This window comes from Prevotella melaninogenica, from assembly GCF_003609775.1.
GTDB lineage: Bacteria > Bacteroidota > Bacteroidia > Bacteroidales > Bacteroidaceae > Prevotella > Prevotella melaninogenica_A.
This window is the reverse complement of record NZ_AP018050.1, coordinates 230,191-246,740: the sequence shown is the minus strand read 5'-3', so window position 1 is coordinate 246,740 and position 16,550 is coordinate 230,191. Positions and strand designations below refer to the sequence as shown.

Annotated in this window: 12 protein-coding genes and 1 pseudogene; all 13 read left to right on the top strand. The window is 42.3% G+C overall.

Annotated elements, in window-relative coordinates:
• The first annotated feature begins 143 nt into the window (after positions 1-143).
• A complete protein-coding gene (locus PMEL_RS07930) occupies positions 144-551 on the top strand; it encodes a DUF6864 domain-containing function (RefSeq protein WP_120174827.1) in 408 nt (135 codons plus the stop codon).
• A gap of 25 nt (positions 552-576) precedes the next feature.
• Positions 577-951 carry a hypothetical protein gene (locus PMEL_RS07925; RefSeq protein ID WP_120174826.1) on the top strand — a complete coding sequence of 125 codons (375 nt, stop codon included), beginning with the start codon at positions 577-579 and terminating at the stop codon, positions 949-951.
• Between the two features lie 724 nt (positions 952-1,675).
• Positions 1,676-2,635 carry a DUF4468 domain-containing protein gene (locus tag PMEL_RS07920; protein WP_120174825.1) on the top strand — a complete coding sequence of 320 codons (960 nt, stop codon included), beginning with the start codon at positions 1,676-1,678 and terminating at the stop codon, positions 2,633-2,635.
• Between the two features lie 152 nt (positions 2,636-2,787).
• Complete coding sequence (locus PMEL_RS07915; RefSeq protein WP_120174824.1) at positions 2,788-3,018, top strand: hypothetical protein; 231 nt, start codon at positions 2,788-2,790, stop codon at positions 3,016-3,018.
• Positions 3,019-5,415 (top strand): putative porin, encoded by a 2,397-nt coding sequence (locus PMEL_RS07910; protein ID WP_120174823.1) that lies wholly within the window; start codon positions 3,019-3,021, stop codon positions 5,413-5,415.
• A 20-nt stretch (positions 5,416-5,435) separates the two neighbouring features.
• On the top strand, positions 5,436-6,377 hold the full coding sequence (gene menA, locus PMEL_RS07905) for a 1,4-dihydroxy-2-naphthoate octaprenyltransferase (RefSeq protein WP_120174822.1): 942 nt from the start codon (positions 5,436-5,438) through the stop codon (positions 6,375-6,377).
• Between the two features lie 206 nt (positions 6,378-6,583).
• Positions 6,584-7,228, top strand: coding sequence for an HD domain-containing protein (locus PMEL_RS07900; protein ID WP_120174821.1), 645 nt, complete (start codon positions 6,584-6,586; stop codon positions 7,226-7,228).
• Positions 7,229-7,243: 15 nt separating this feature from the next.
• A complete protein-coding gene (locus PMEL_RS07895; RefSeq protein WP_120174820.1) occupies positions 7,244-7,711 on the top strand; it encodes a nucleoside deaminase in 468 nt (155 codons plus the stop codon).
• A 91-nt stretch (positions 7,712-7,802) separates the two neighbouring features.
• Positions 7,803-8,273 carry a hypothetical protein gene (locus PMEL_RS07890; RefSeq protein ID WP_120174819.1) on the top strand — a complete coding sequence of 157 codons (471 nt, stop codon included), beginning with the start codon at positions 7,803-7,805 and terminating at the stop codon, positions 8,271-8,273.
• 604 nt (positions 8,274-8,877) lie between these two features.
• Complete coding sequence (locus PMEL_RS07885) at positions 8,878-12,093, top strand: TonB-dependent receptor (protein WP_317125178.1); 3,216 nt, start codon at positions 8,878-8,880, stop codon at positions 12,091-12,093.
• Between the two features lie 15 nt (positions 12,094-12,108).
• Complete coding sequence (locus PMEL_RS07880; protein ID WP_120174817.1) at positions 12,109-14,181, top strand: RagB/SusD family nutrient uptake outer membrane protein; 2,073 nt, start codon at positions 12,109-12,111, stop codon at positions 14,179-14,181.
• Between the two features lie 559 nt (positions 14,182-14,740).
• Positions 14,741-16,288, top strand: a complete 1,548-nt coding sequence (locus PMEL_RS07875; RefSeq protein WP_120174816.1) for a type I restriction-modification system subunit M — start codon at positions 14,741-14,743, stop codon at positions 16,286-16,288.
• A pseudogene (locus PMEL_RS07870) lies at positions 16,285-16,545 on the top strand (hypothetical protein); the annotation flags it as partial. The gene PMEL_RS07875 and the pseudogene PMEL_RS07870, both read left to right, overlap by 4 nt.
• Positions 16,546-16,550 lie beyond the last annotated feature (5 nt).

Genomic DNA, 16,550 nt, shown 5'->3' with positions numbered 1-16,550 from the left:
ACTTTTTGTTTATGCTATTAAAATTAGTGAGATCTCTGTATATGGCAAAAAAGTCTGTATACTATTTTGTTTATCAGAGTTTTATGTAATGTCATGCGAATACATCTTGTTTCAGATTGGGTTTAAATAAAGAATTATAAGTTATGAGTAGTAATGATTTTTCGGTTGATCAAAAAATATTTATAGGAGAGTATATAGTGCTTTCTTCGGGTTCACTAATTATTCCATCATCAAATAATATAGAATTCAAATTTGATAATTTAACTTTTAGATTTGTGTTTGATACCGAAAAGGATGAAAATGGCGATTTAACAGAAGGACATTTTTTTATTAATTTAGAGAAAGATGAAGAGTCTAAAGTGGATTTTATGAAAATTACAATGTATAATCAAAATCAATCTTTTTTTTCCTCAACCAAGTCAATGCTTCAGTTAGCGACGTTAAATGGAAAAAAGTTATATTTAAAATTCTGCATACATTCGATAAATATTCAAAGTGACAAGTGCAAAGAAGATAAAATTTTTTACTATACGTGGTTTCTTGAAAAATAAATAGATTTAATAAAGTTATTAGGATATGCAAGGTTCTCAATACTCATATGAAGGAAATGGAAAAAATTCTTATTCCGTTCCTACTATTCAAATGCAACACGAGCAAGTTACCCAAAAAGAAGAGCACGAGTTTCAATTAAAATGTAAGGAAAGAGATCAGAAACATGAAAAAGATTTGTTAAATACAAATTTAGGGTTTATAGGTCGGCTTTTGGGAAGTGCTGAGCATGCTTCAAAAAATATAACTGCCTCTATATGTATATTGTTAATATTAGGGGTGTCAGTCATATCATGTTGGGTATATTATAAAAAACAAGATATAGCTTTTATAAAAAGTATGTGGACAAGTATTAGCCCTATAATAACTCTTTCTTTAGGTTATTTGTTTGGAAAGAAATGATTTGTATGAAGAGCTTTATCCGTATTATATTAATATCAAATAGTAATTAGACTTTTACAACATTCAAAGCAAATGTAACTTTAATACCTCGCTGCGGAAGATTTGAGAAATAATTACAAATATTTAAGAAAAGTTCCTTGTAATAAAGCAAAAAGGACGTGTAAAAAGTGAGTTTACAATCCTGTGTAAATCAGTGGGTTATAAAACAGCTTTTCAAAAGGTGCTTAATTGGACTTCAAAAGGGCGTTAGTAAGGGTCTTAAAGGGCATCTTTTGCAAGGCAATTGGGCGTCTTTAAGAAGCTAAAAGAGCATGATTTGGAAAGTGGGATATGAAAATATAGGACAAATTATACCTCTATAAACATTCGTTCTTTTGTTACTTTGTCTTTGCTTTACCCTGTTTTGTTCTTTTGTTACTTTGTCTTTATCTTATTCTGTCTTACATTATCTTGTCTTCTGTTCTTCTATTTTGTCTTTGCATTACCCTATTTTTGTTCTTTTTTACTTTGTCTTTATGCTTATTCTGTCTTATATTATCCTGTATTCTGTTCTTCTGTTACTTTGTCTTTATAATATTATCCAACTCTTTTGTTCTCCTGTTACTTTGTCTTTTCATTATTATGGTCAATAAAAAAAAGATAAAAACTTACTGAAAGGTTCGATAAAGCAAACAATATTTTGTATCTTTGCTTGTTAAATTATCATTAGATAAAGTTTGAACTTATGAAGAAATGTTTGATATTCTTGTTTTTGTGCCTTCCAATGATGGCTGCGGCACAGACTACGCTGACTCCAGAACAGAAGTTAGAGCAGGCACAACGCCAGTTAGAGGAGGCTAAGGCAGCCTTGGAACAGGCGAAGGCAAACGCTGCAAAAGCGAAGGCTGAGGCTGAAGCAAGAGCCAAGAAAGAAGCTGAGGATAAGGCGAAAGCAAAGGATATAGAAAAGAAAATTGCTGACATGAAGGCTGAGGCTGAGCGATTGTCGCGCGAGGCTGCGGCACTTAGTGAGGCTGCTAATAAGGCTGAGACGACTACGGCTGCACCAGTGACAAAGGCTGCGGCAACCACTACAAAGACTGTTAGCAACACTTCTTCAGATGCGTGGGTTGTTCCAGCAACGCCAGCTACTGCTGCAGCACGTGCCAATAAGAATGTGAGTGCGGATAGTAAAGCAAACAAGGACCTTTATCTTCAGAAGGGTATTATACCAGAGGTGAACGGTCAGGTGGTATGGACTGAAACGTTTAATGTACCTGGAGCAACTGCTGACGAACTCTATGACAAGGCGTTTGCTTATCTTACAGAACTCACGCAGGGCGACAATCAGTTGAGTGGTAGTAAGGTTGCTTTGGTGAACAAGGGTGAGCATAGCATTGTAGCAACGATGCGTGAGAAGTTGATTTTCTCATCTTCGTTCCTTTCATTGGACTATACTCAGTTCAATTATGTTCTTCAGGCTACTTGTAGTGATGGACAGGCAACATTGACAATGAACCGTTTGACTTATCGTTATGATGTTCAAGGCAATGTTTCTGACCTATCGGCAGAGCAGTGGATTACCGATAAGTATGCAGTGAACAAGAAGCAGACTCGTCTCTTGCCAGTATCTGGTAAGTTCCGTCGTGCAACGGTTGATCGTAAGAATAGTATCTTTGAAGGCTTCGCTCAGGCATTGAAGTAAGACAAAGAAGGGATATACTTTTGGGTGTGTCAGTGGTGATGGGTAGGGATAACGACCTTATGAACGTTTGTTCTTTGCCTATTCTAATGCGCTGATTAAAGCGTTAAAACAAAGCTGCTGACAAACACTTTTAATACAATAAAGAAGAGAAAATGGAAATACAGAATAGTACGGCACGTCGTCCAGAACGTCGTCGTAATAAACGTGAGACAGAAGATAGGTTCTTGCCTATCCGCCAATGGCTTAACATTATCTTTATGTTAGGTGCGCTTGTTGGTGTGATTGTTTATTTCTTAACCGATAACACTACGACTGGTACAATTATTATTCTTGTTTCGATGGTCTTTAAGATGGTCGAAAGCGTACTCCGTTTTATTCGTTAAATGAAGAAACTTACTTTCTTATTTTCCCTTTTTGTGTTGGTGGCTAATGCTGCTATGGCACAGACAGACGATACCACTCCGTATGATGATGGTACTTTCACGGCTGATGGTTATAGAAACAATCGTAACGCAGGACGTTCGGATTCTATACAAAGTGAGCACAAGGAGATACCACGTGGGTTGAAGGTGTGGACGATTGATGAGCGTTTCGGTGACCGCAAGCCTGCTGTTCCCGATACGTTGTCGTATATGTATATGAATTCTAACCTCACTTACGGAAAGCGAGGGGAGTATAACACCTTAGGTAACTTGGGTTCTCCACGTCAGAATCGTATCTTTATTGACCGTCCAGCCATGTCAGAATTCTTCTTCCTCGACCCCTATGATATGTTTATCGTACAGCCAAATGAGTTCCAGTTCACCTCAACTCTTTCGCCTATCACGGTTCTCTCTTATAATACCGCTGGTAACAGAAACAACGGAGAAGACCGATTTAAGGCACTCTTTGCGGTGAATGCAGGTAAGGAGTGGGGTTTTGGCTTTAAGTTTGATTACCTATACGGACGTGGATATTATAGCAGTCAGAGTGCTTCTCACTTCAACTACTCAATGTGGGGAAGCTATTTAGGTGAACGCTATCAGGCACATTTGCTCCTTTCTTTGAATCATCAGAAGGTTGCAGAGAATGGTGGTATTGCCAATGATGCCTATATCACACATCCAGAATCGTTCCGCGATAGTTATAGCGAAGAAGAGATTCCTACCATATTGAAGCAGAATTGGAATAGAAATGACAATCAACATGTGTTCTTCAATCATCGTTATAGCCTCGGATTCTTCCGTAAGGTGCCAATGACCGAAGAGGAGATTAAGGCGAAGCAGTTTGCACTTAAATCTCAGAAAGCACAAGAAGCACAACAAGATAAAGAGAAGGCTCGTCGTCGTGCAAAGGCAAAGGGTGAGAAGTTTGATGAGGAGGCTTACGATAAGGAGAAGCGTTCTGCAGGTCGACCTGACGATGCTGTCATTGCTGGTGATGCGTCACAAGTGAAGACAACAGCGGAGAATACTAATGCCAATGAGCGTATGACGGTTAATTTGGAGGACTCTACTCAGATGGCAAACCTCAAGAAGCAGGATGCTTTGGCTAAGGATTCCACTCAGAAATGGATGAAAGAAGAGTATGTTCCTGTGACGAGTTTCATTCATACAGCACGTTTCGATAATTACCGTCGTATCTATCAAGCGTACGATACTCCAACTGATTTCTATGCACAGAACTACTTTAACTATGGTACTGCAGCCAATGATTCGATTTATGATACGACAAAGCACTGGTCATTGAAGAATACCTTTGCTGTCGCTTTGCTTGAGGGATTCAACAAATGGGCGAAGGCTGGACTGAAAGCTTTCCTTTCCTATGAGTTGCGACATTATGCCCTTCCTTCAATGATAACGCCAAGTGGCTCTGCGGTAGCATTCTATAACGGGGATAAGACATGGAACCAACATGATATTTCTGTCGGTGGTCAGCTGTTGAAGACACTGGGTAAGACGTTCCATTATGATGTTAGTGCTGAGGCTTGGTTGGCTGGTAGTAGGGCAGGACAGATCCACGTTGATGGTCATGCCGACCTCGGTTTCCCTCTTTTGGGTGACACAGTTCAACTCGCTGCAACAGCTTTCTTCCATCGTTCTGTTCCATCATTCTATATGGGTCAGTACTTTGGTAAGCATTATATGTGGGACAATAACCTCAATCAAGAGATACATTCTCGCATCTTGGGTGAGTTCTCTTTGAAGAAGACACGCACCAAATTGCGTGTAGGCTATGATGTTCTCAAGAATTATACCTACTTTGGTATACAAAACGACCGCATTCAAAGCGGTGATAACTACCTCGTACAGCATAACAACTTGAATGTTCGTCAGTCCAGCAGTCCTATCAACTTGCTGACGTTACAGCTACAACAAGACTTCCGTTTGGGTATCTTAAACTGGCAAAATGTGCTGACTTTCCAGAAATCAAGTAAGGAAGATATACTCCCAGTACCGACATTCAACGCTTATAGTAATCTGTTTATACGATTCAAGATAGCACGTGTGTTGGATGTTGATCTTGGTGTTGACGGCCGTTACTTCACAAGTTATTATGCGCCAGAGTACATACCTGGAATCGGTGCTTTTGGTATACAAGAGACCGATGCGAGCCGTACAAAGATTGGCAACTATCCACATTTGAATGCTTATGCTAACTTCCAGTTGCAGCATACTCGCTTCTTCGTAATGTTCACGCATGTGAATAGTGGTGAAGGCGGTAAGTATTTCTATACACCTCACTACCCATTGAACCAGCGTGTATTGCAGTTTGGTATCAGCTGGAACTTCTTTAACTAATCGTTTAGACATACGAATACGTGATTTCAGAGAATGACAAGATAAAGACCAACAGTCTTTCTGCATGGGTACTTGCTGCGCGTCCGAAGACGCTCACAGGTGCAATGGTACCCGTAATGATAGGAACTGGTTGGGCTTGGAAGCTAAGTGGCGGGGAGAACTTTCGGGTTGTCCCTGCCATTCTTTGTTTTCTCTTTGCCTTTCTGATGCAGATAGACTCCAACTTCATCAATGACTACTTCGATTGTTTGAAAGGTAATGATGATCGTAGCACTCGTTTAGGTCCGAAGCGGGCTTGTTCTGAGGGCTGGATAACCCTTCCTGCCATGCGCATAGGACTTGTTGTCACTTCGTTATTAGCCTCTCTTGTTGGTATTCCCCTCATCTTCTTTGGTGGTTGGGAAATGATACTCGTTGGTGCAGCTTGTGTTCTCTTTGCCTTCCTCTACACCACATTCTTTTCTTATCTTGGCTTAGGCGATGTCTTGGTGCTGGTCTTCTTTGGTATTGTACCAGTCGTTTTCACCACATACGTCATCCTTCCTGACCATTCTCAAGCTCTTTGCTTTGATGTTATTATGTCGGGAGTTATCTGCGGTTTGGTGATAGATACCCTGCTTGTTGTCAACAACTACCGTGATAGAGAGAATGATAAACGTGACGGAAAGATAACCCTCATTGTGAGAATAGGCGAGGAAAAGGCAGAAAAACTCTATTTAGCTTTGGGGCTTATGGCATATATTCAGTTATCTTTCCTTCTCTCTTTAGAAGATAGGCATAATCTTCTTACCTTTATTTTCTTGGTCATCATCTTTGCACCTTATAATATCTTGCATTACAAGACAGCCATGCTGATGAAGAAGATAAAGAAAGGTAAGGACCTAAATATCATCTTGGCGCAAACCGCTCGGAATATGTTAATCTATGGTATAGCAACCACGATTTCGATAATTAGTTCATAAACCTTTCCTTAATCCCCTTACTCAACCTCTCACTTCATCATCTCCCAACATCCAACACCCCTCACCCAATCCCTCATTCCATCATCACCCAACATTTAACACCCCTCACCCAATCCCTCATTTCATCATCACCCAACATTCATCACCTATCCCCCAACCCCTCATTTCATCAACACCCAACATTCATCACCTCTCACCCAATCCCTATGTCCCAGCCGAATCTCGAAATAATGAACTTTGTGGAGCGACAGATTCTCCCACGCTATAATGACTTTGGACAGAGTCATGGACTCGGACACGTGCAGCGTGTCATTAAGAGTTCGCTTGCTTTGGCAGCCGTAACGGGTGCCGATGTGAATATGGTATATGTCATTGCTGCCTATCACGACCTTGGTATGGCTGGCCCACGTGCCATTCATCATATCACCAGTGGTAAGATTCTCATTGCTGATGCACGATTGAGAAAATGGTTCTCTGCCGAACAGTTGAAGATTATGAAGGAAGCAGTTGAAGACCATCGTGCAAGTAGTTCACGTGTACCACGCAGCATCTATGGTAAGATTGTTGCTGAGGCTGACCGTGACCTTGAGCCAGAAGTCGTCTTCTCACGTGCCATTCTCTTTGGTATTGAGAACTATCCAGAGAAGAATGATGAACAGATGTGGCAGCGTTTCCGCGACCACATGAAAGAGAAATATGGTCGTTCTGGTTATCTGAAACTATGGATTCCAGGCTCACCGAATGCAAAGAATCTTGAAACAATCCGTAAGACGATTGACAGTGAGGCGGAGCTAAGAAAGGTGTTTGATCGCATCTATCAGCAGATACGTGAGCAAGACGAAAAGAACTAACAAAATACAACTGAAATGACGAAAGAAGAATTGATGCGAAGAGCTATCGAACTCTCTGCCGATAGTGTACGAAATGGGGGCGGTCCATTTGGTGCTGTCATTGCCCGTAATGGTGAAATTATTGCCGAAGGAAGCAATGGTGTGACCCTCTACAACGACCCAACAGCGCATGCGGAAGTATCAACTATCCGCAAAGCGTGTCAGAAATTGAATACTTTTGACCTCAGTGGTTGCGAAATCTATACCTCTTGCGAACCTTGTCCGATGTGCTTTGGCGCTATCTATTGGGCACACCTCGATAAGATTTACTATGCTAACGACCGCAAAGATGCTGCCGACATAGGTTTTGATGACGATTTCATCTATCAGGAGATAGCCGTACAACCGCAATATCGCAAGAAACCATCAGAGATTCTTTTGCGCAATGAAGCCTTAGAAGTCTTTAAGCAATGGACAGCAAAGGCTGATAAAACGGAATATTGATTTTCTCCAACTATAAGTCAATGTAAGCATACTGCTGTTTACATTGGCCTTTTTGTTTATAAAAATCTTACTACGAGTAAACTTTTAGGAGATGAAGAAAGGAGTATTAAAGACGAGGAATAAAACACTTTTTATCGCAGTGTTCCTTTCAACGTTGATGATAGAATTCATCTTAGTATTCCTACATGGCTGTTCAGATGGCGAAGGTCTTGCTTTTGACATAGATAAACAAGCCTTCGTTGTGAAGCAAGGTTGTGTCTGCGGTGGTAGCTTATACTTTAGCGGTGAAGATGCTGCAGATGAGTTCTCTGTCATTTATAATAAGGGTGTACACGCCTTTTGGTATGATAGTTACAACCCATCTATCCTTGAAATCAATAACCTTCCCACTTGTTGTAGTATCGTTTTACATGGCGACACCTTGTCTCCTCGTCGCCTCCCCTTACGACCAAACACCTCCTATGACGTTTACCGCATGTCAGGTTGTCGCAGTACTTATCCCCTTACTATCAAGACCGACAAGCAGGGTAGGGTGGTTAGTGTAGGAAGAGGATTGCAATAAAATAATATTGATAGGTCAATAATTCCGACAAACCTTTGTCATTCGTATCTAATAATATCTGATTAAGCCTTTCTCTTAGTCTTTTCTATTGATGTGTTGATGCTCCGCACATGTGGTGCGGATGCTTAGCACGTGTCGTGTGGATACTTAGCACCAATGGTGCGGAGTACCAAATCCCTTGCAATATATTCTCTGTATGAAAACAACTTAAGTCTAATATAATGCCATAAAAGCACTACAACATTTGTAAGATATAATGAAGTGCATGCCTTGAAATGCTTAATAATTGTTAAGCATACCCCTTTTATTTGTTGTAATTATATATCTTTACAACCCTAAACAATTACTAACCCATCTGCAAGCAAGAATAAACCTAAACGCACAACAAGTAAAGGAATAGTTTGAACGTTGTTGCAGTCAACTAAACAGAAGCGGGGTTAAGCCTGAAAAGGCATACTACTTATGTGTGTGACATGGCGCAGAGATGGCGATATGAATGCACATAATGGCGAATAGCCAACCTAAAATGAAGCTATAGATAACTGAAAACAATTTACCTAAATTTATACAAATGAACATTTATCTACATCGAACTATGAAAGCGATGGGCAGGCTTTTGCTCATTATGCTGTTGCTTGTCCCACTGTGTGTGGATGCGCAAACGTTAACAACAATCACAGGTTCTGTTAAAGACAGTCAGGGTGAACCACTCGTGGGTGCAACTGTTATGCAGAAAGGAACGTCAAACGGAACGGTTACCGACCTCGACGGACACTTCTCTATACAGGTGCCAACTGGCGTTACGCTGGTTTTCCGTTACGTAGGTTTTGACGAGTCAGAGCAGAAAGCAGCTACTAATATGGCTGTAACACTGAAAAGTAATGTCAAAGCCATTGACGAAGTGGTCGTTGTTGGTTATGGATTACAAAAGAAAGCCAACCTCACTGGTTCTGTTTCTCAAGTGAAGATGAGCGACGTCTTGGGTGATAGACCTGTGGTGAACGCAGCAGCAGCACTGCAAGGAGCTATGCCTGGACTTACTATCGGTGGTGGTTCTGGTCCCGGTTATTCTAAGTCATTGAACGTACGTGGTACGCTTTCTATCAATGGAGGTGGTCCGTTAGTCTTGATTGACAACGTAGAAGGCGACTTGAGTATGCTGAACCCTGAAGATATCGAGAGTGTAACGGTATTGAAAGATGCTGCCAGCTCGGCTATTTATGGTGCGCGTGCAGCAGGCGGTGTGATATTGGTAACACTGAAACATCCGAAGAATGACGCCCGTTTTACAGCTAACTATAACTTTAGTTTAGGATGGGAACAGTCGCTCAACCATTTGGAGCAGGCTTCTTTGATGCAGTATTTGGATGCTTATCTTGAGGCAGGTTACTCTAATTCTTATTGGGCTGGTAATGGTGATGTAAGCAAGTGGCGCGACTATTTGCAGAAGTATCAGGCTGACCCTTCTTCTGTTGCAACCGTTGGCGATGGTATCTTCAAAGACACCGATGGCCGTGTCTACTGGTTGTCAGAGAAGAATTTGGCTAAGAATATTCTCACAACGGGTTCTATTACCAATCATAATCTGACCATCTCTGGTGGTACTGACAAGATACGTTATCGTGTTTCAGGAAGTTTGAGCCGTGAGAACGGACCATTGGTTACGGATAAAGATATGTTCAGACGTAAGACCATCAGCGGCTTTGTTTCAGCCGATTTGCAGAAATGGTTTACTCAAGAGGCAACCCTTACCTATACCAATTCAGTGCGACAGTCGCCTGAGAATGTAGGTAACATGAGTGGTTTCTATTCTACTCGACTGATAAACTATTATCCAGAAGGTCTTATCCCTGGTGAAATCCTTGGTATTTCAGACGATTTACCATCGCAGACTCCTCTGAATATGTTGACCAATGCCCCTTCTGCTTTTAGTGAGCAGTCTGTTCCACGCATCTCTTTGCGCTCTATCTTCAAGCTGTTGCCGGGTTGGACCGTTACTGGTGAGTACACCTATAACCGCACTGATGAGCACTATCAGTTCTATTCTAACAGATTTAGATTTGCTGATGTGCAGTTGGCTGCTAAGTATTCAACTGAGAAAGGTCAGGACTTCTATCGTATGTATGACGCTACAACAAAGTATAATGCGTTGAATATCTTTACGAATTACGACCACAGTTGGGGCGCACATTCATTCAAGGCAATGGCTGGTTTCAACCAAGAAAAGTCGTTCTATCGCTATTTCTATGGTAATGTACTTGCTCAGGCTGTTCCTACCGTACCATCGTTTGCAGGTGGTACAGGCGAGAAGACCATTGATGATAAGTATTCTGAGTACTCTATTCGCAGTGGCTTTGCACGTCTGAACTATTCTTTCATGGACCGCTATTTACTTGAGTTAAACGGTCGTTATGACGGTTCTTCTAAGTTCCCTAAGAGCCATCGCTTCGGTTTCTTCCCATCAGTGAGTGTGGGATGGCGTTTAGGTCAAGAGTCATTTATGAACTGGTCACGCAGTTGGTTGGACGACTTTAAGGTGCGTGCATCCTACGGTTCTGTGGGTAATCAGCGTATCAGCCCTTATCAGTTCTCACCTGTAATGAGTCTGCATAGCAATGGTACTTATATCTTGGATGGCGAAGGAAAGACAACTTACATCACTTCTCCGGGCTTGGTAAGCCGCAACTTCACTTGGGAGAAGGTGACTACGCTTAATATTGGCTTCGATCTCTATGCCTTTAAGAATCGTCTTACAGCTACATTCGACTGGTTCGACCGTCGTACAACAGGTATGTTGGCAGCTGGTATAGAGATTCCTAAGGTTGTAGGTACAGCCGCTCCGCTGCAGAACGTGGCTGACATGAAAAACAGAGGATGGGAACTTAACGTGACATGGCGCGATAAGATTGGCGACTTTAGCTATCATGTAGGCTTTAACATCTATGATAGTCAGGCTGAAATCACCAAGTTCAACAATGAGTCACGCCTGCTTTCTGACTATTATGTAGGTAGAAAGATTGGTGAGATATGGGGTTATGAGACGGATGGATACTACACCATCAACGACTTTAATGCTGATGATGCGAAGCATAAAACTTGGACTTTGAAAGAAGGTGTAGTAAAAATCAATGGCTATAATCCACAGCCGGGCGACGTGAAGTTTAAAGACTTGCGTGCCGATGGTGTAATTAATTCAGGCGATAACACTGTTGACAACCCTGGTGATCGCAAGATTATCGGTAATGATGCAGCACGTTATCAGTACGGTATAAGCTTTGGTGCGGCTTATAAAGGTTGGAGTTTGGAAGTGCTTTTACAGGGTGTAGGCAAGCGAGATTACTGGCTTGGCGGTCCAGCTCTGTTCCCATTCGGTGGTGCAGGAGCAGGAGATGCTGTGTTCCAAGCACTCTATGCGAATCAAACCGACTATTGGAGAGCTAAGAGCTACGACCCTACAAGCAGCGACTATATGGTACCTGTGAATCCAGATAGTAAGCTCTTCCGTATTTATGACCAAGGAAACAACGTGGGTTCTAACACTCGTGTGAGCGACAAGTATCTGCAGAATGCAGCCTATATGCGTATAAAGAACATCACACTTGCATATACACTTCCTAAGGAGTGGGTGAAGAGAGCTTTCATACAGGATGCTAAGTTCTATCTAAGTATCGAGAATCTCGCTACATTTAGCAGTCTTCCAAAGGGCTATGACCCTGAAGGTACAGCACCTTCTTCATCTGCTAACGCCCTCAGCAACGGCATTTCATGGGGCTACCCTTATTACCGCACTATCTCTTTGGGTGCAAGTATCACATTCTAATCATAGTAAGTACTTATGAAAAAGATATTAACAGCCATCTGTGTTGCAGCAACAACGCTAACGGCATGCAATGATAATTTCCTTGAGAAATATCCTTTGACCGACCTCACTGAGGAGAATGCGTTTAAGGAATACGATAACTTCAAGGCGTTTATGAACCCTTGTTATGAGATGTTCACGAACACTACGATTCATACCAGTATTAACAATAGCTATATGAATGCGCAGTTCTATGGTGATTGGTATGGCGGATTGGTGACTCATCGTGATAATGCTCGCAACCCATACGCCTATCAAACCATTACGGCAACAGCCGATGGAGGAGGATGGGACTTCTCTTATATCCGTCGAGTGAACATTATGTTGAGTCATCTTAATGATGGTGCGCTCACAGAGGCACAAGCTGCTCACTGGCGTTCGGTGGCTTATTTCTTCTCAGCTTACTGGTATATGGAACTCATCGACCGCTTTGGTGATGTGCCTTGGGTGAACAAAGTGCTTGACGAGAGTTCGCCAGAAAGCTACGGACCACGTACTCCTCGTGCAGAAGTAGCAGATAGTATCGTGGCGCGTTTGGAGTATGCTGCGGCTAATATTGGTAACTTTAACGATGGCGATAATACAGTGACAGCAAACGTCGTGAAGGCTGCTTTGTCTCGTTTCTTGCTCCGCGAAGGTACATGGGCAAAGTATCATGGACTCAACGAGCCTTATGAAACCTATCTACGGAAGTGTCTAACAGTTTCGCAGGAACTGATGGATGCTTATCCTACTTTGTATAAAGGCGAGGACAAACAAAACCAACCTGCTACTGGATATGGCGAGATGTGGACCACAGAGAGCCTAAAGGGTAAGCCGGGAGTTATCTTCTATAAGGAGTTTGTTAACAATGTGTTGATGAATCGTTATAACGACTTCGAGCATATTGCTGCCAATGGTGCTGACGTTCCTCAGTACACGGTTGATATGTTCTTGATGAAGAATGGTTTGCCAATCGGTAATACAACCTCTGGCTATCAGGGTGGTAAGGGCAAAGACATGTGGGGTACCTTCGCTGATCGCGACCCTCGTCTTTATCAGAATATCCAACCTCCTTACGTTGTAGCTCCTCACAAAGGCGCTGTTGATAACGTCAACACCTTTAAGAGTTGGAAGTTCTTGAAGGCGGGTGATAACAACCAAGGACACGTCGTTACAGCTGATGAGGCTGCCAAGTATCGTTATTACATCGACTATATGGGTGCTAACGAGAAGTGTTTGCGTGGTGGTTCTTATGGCGGTGAGGGTATGAAGAGATGTCCCGGACAGAACTGGGGTGCTGCGCTTACACCGGTGAGTCCTAACCTCACAACCGACTCTCGTGTGCCATATATGCGTTGTCGTACGGGTTACTACTTCTGGAAGAACTATGATATGTGGGAGTTCTCAACCGGTTCATCGGCTTTCTGTACAGCTGACAAACCAATCTTTAAGATTGAAGAGGTGCTCTTAAACTATGCTGAGGCTGCATGGGAGTTGCAGCAGTTCGACCAAGCTGTGGCTGATAAGACTATCAACAAACTGCGCGATCGTGCTGGTGTTGCACACATGACAGTGGCTGACATCAACGACAGTTTCGATCCTAATCGTGACAAGGGTAATGCTCCTTGGTGGACAGGTAAGGGCGGAAAGTTCGGCAACTACAACGTAAACCCAGTGTTGTGGGAGATTCGCCGTGAGCGTCAGATTGAGTTGTTCGGTGAGGGCTTTGCCTTCTATGATATCCGTCGTTGGGCAAAGGCTGCCTATTATGTCAACCGTCAGCCTTGTGGCTTGTGGACAACAGCTACCGATAACATCTATGCACCAAAGGCTAATGCCTACTCAGGTCAGTTTGTAGACTATGAAGAAATCATGAGAAGTGGTAAGGCTTCTGCCGAGAACAACACTGCTGGAAGCGGTTGGATTTACACCTATGAGAGTCCACTTGCACATGGCGGATGGTTAGACACCTATTACTTGAGCATGGTTCCTACCAGCCAGCGTGCGCTCAATAAGCAGCTAACGCAAAACCCTGGTTATAAAGAACTCTTCGGTTTGAGCGACTAATCCGCTCATACCTCCTCATATTAAACAGTCCCACACTAACTTTTCCACTCTCATTTTTTGAACGAGTAAAGGACTCTGAGGTGATGGGAAGCCGAGGAATGATACGAAAAGAGGGATGCACATCAACTTGTGCATCCCTCTTTAATTTCTTCTATTTTGTAAATAAACTTCAAAGACTGAAAATCAAAAGATGCTCTTTTACCTTTCAATTAACGCCCAATTGACTTGCAAAAGATGCCCTTTTGCAATGCAACTAACGCCCTTTTCAACCCTTACTAAGCACCTTTTGAAACGCAGTTGTGCAACCTGCTGACTCTCTGTAACTTACAAAGGCAGTTTTTTAAGTACGTTTTAAGCCTTTTTGAGAGTGTAGACATGGAAATAATGTAAGGATTTTTTACAGCCGCATGAGTGCGTTTTTTCTGCAGATAAAGTCGCTAATTTTATTTAGAAAAGCAGTCGCTCCCCATGTTAAAATCACCTTTCTCTTCGTTTAACACATCATAAAATAGTATATTTGCAGATTAAATCAGTCAAGAACAAAACCTAATTTATAATAATGACAAATATAAAGCAAAGAGACGAACTACAAGCTACGATATGGAAGATAGCCAACGAGGTGCGTGGCGCAGTGGATGGTTGGGATTTTAAGCAGTTTGTTTTGGGAACGCTTTTCTATCGTTTTATCAGTGAGAATTTTACTAATTTCATCGAAGGGGGAGACGAGAGTGTTGACTATGCTAACCTTTCTGACGATGTTATTACTCCAGAGATAAAGGACGATGCTACCAGAACGAAAGGCTATTTTATTTATCCCAGTCAACTCTTTGTAAATGTTGCTAAGAATGCTAACACAAATCCTAATCTGAATACGGACTTAGCTGCTATCTTTAGTGCAATCGAAAGTTCGGCTAACGGCTATGCATCAGAGTATGACATCAAAGGACTCTTTGCTGACTTTGACACAACGAGCAACAGATTGGGAAATACGGTTGAGGAGAAGAATAGACGTTTGGCAGCGGTCATCAAGGGCGTAGAAAGCTTAGATTTTGGCAAGTTTGAGGATAATGAAATTGACCTTTTTGGCGATGCATACGAGTTTTTGATTTCTAATTATGCAGCTAATGCGGGTAAGTCTGGTGGTGAATTCTTTACGCCTCAGAATGTGTCTAACCTCATAGCACGCCTTGCGATGTTGGGGCAAAGCTCTGTCAACAAAATCTACGACCCTGCTTGTGGGTCGGGTTCGTTGCTCTTACAAGCGAAGAAGCAGTTTGATGACCACGTCATTGAGGATGGATTCTTTGGGCAGGAAATCAATCATACGACCTATAACTTGGCACGTATGAATATGTTTCTGCACAACATCAATTATGATAAGTTTGATATTAGTTTAGGCGATACGCTTATCAATCCTCAATATGGCGACCAAAAGCCTTTTGATGCCATTGTGTCTAATCCTCCTTATTCTGTCAACTGGGTGGGTAGCGACGATCCAACGTTGATTAATGACGACCGTTTTGCTCCTGCAGGTGTGTTGGCTCCTAAGTCGAAAGCCGACTTTGCTTTTGTGCTTCACGTCCTTAGCTACCTCTCTGCTCGTGGTCGTGCTGCCATTGTTTGCTTCCCCGGTATCTTCTATCGTGGTGGTGCGGAACAGAAGATAAGGAAGTATTTGGTTGATAACAACTTTGTTGAGACGGTTATCTCGCTAGCTTCCAACCTGTTTTATGGTACGAGTATAGCCGTTAATATCCTTGTTTTGTCAAAGCATAAATCAGATGCTACCACTCAGTTTATCGATGCCAGCGGTGAAGACTTCTTCAAGAAAGAAACGAATAACAATGTTCTATTACCTGAGCATATCAAACGTATTGTAGACATCTTTGGAAACAAAGAGGAGGTGCAGTATGTTGCTACGTCCGTAGACAATGCAAAGATTGCCGAGAATGATTATAACCTCTCTGTGAGCTCATACGTTGAGGCGGAAGACAAACGAGAGGTTATCGACATCAATAAGCTCAATGCCGATGTTGCCGAAACCGTTAAGCGGATAGATAGCTTGCGTGCGGATATTGATGAGATTATAAAGGAGTTGGAGCAATGATTAACATTCAGCTATTTGAAAACCGGCAGGTACGTTCGCATTGGGATGCAGAGCAGGAGAAGTGGTATTTCTCTATTGTAGATGTTGTGGCTATTCTTACGGATAGCCCTAACCCCCGTAAGTACTGGAGTGTCTTAAAGACAAGGCTTAAGAAAGAAGGCAGTGAGTTGGCTACAAATTGTAGTCAACTGAAAATGCAGTCTGCCGACGGTAAATATTACAAGACTGATGTGGCTGACACAGAGCAGCTTCTCCGCCCTTA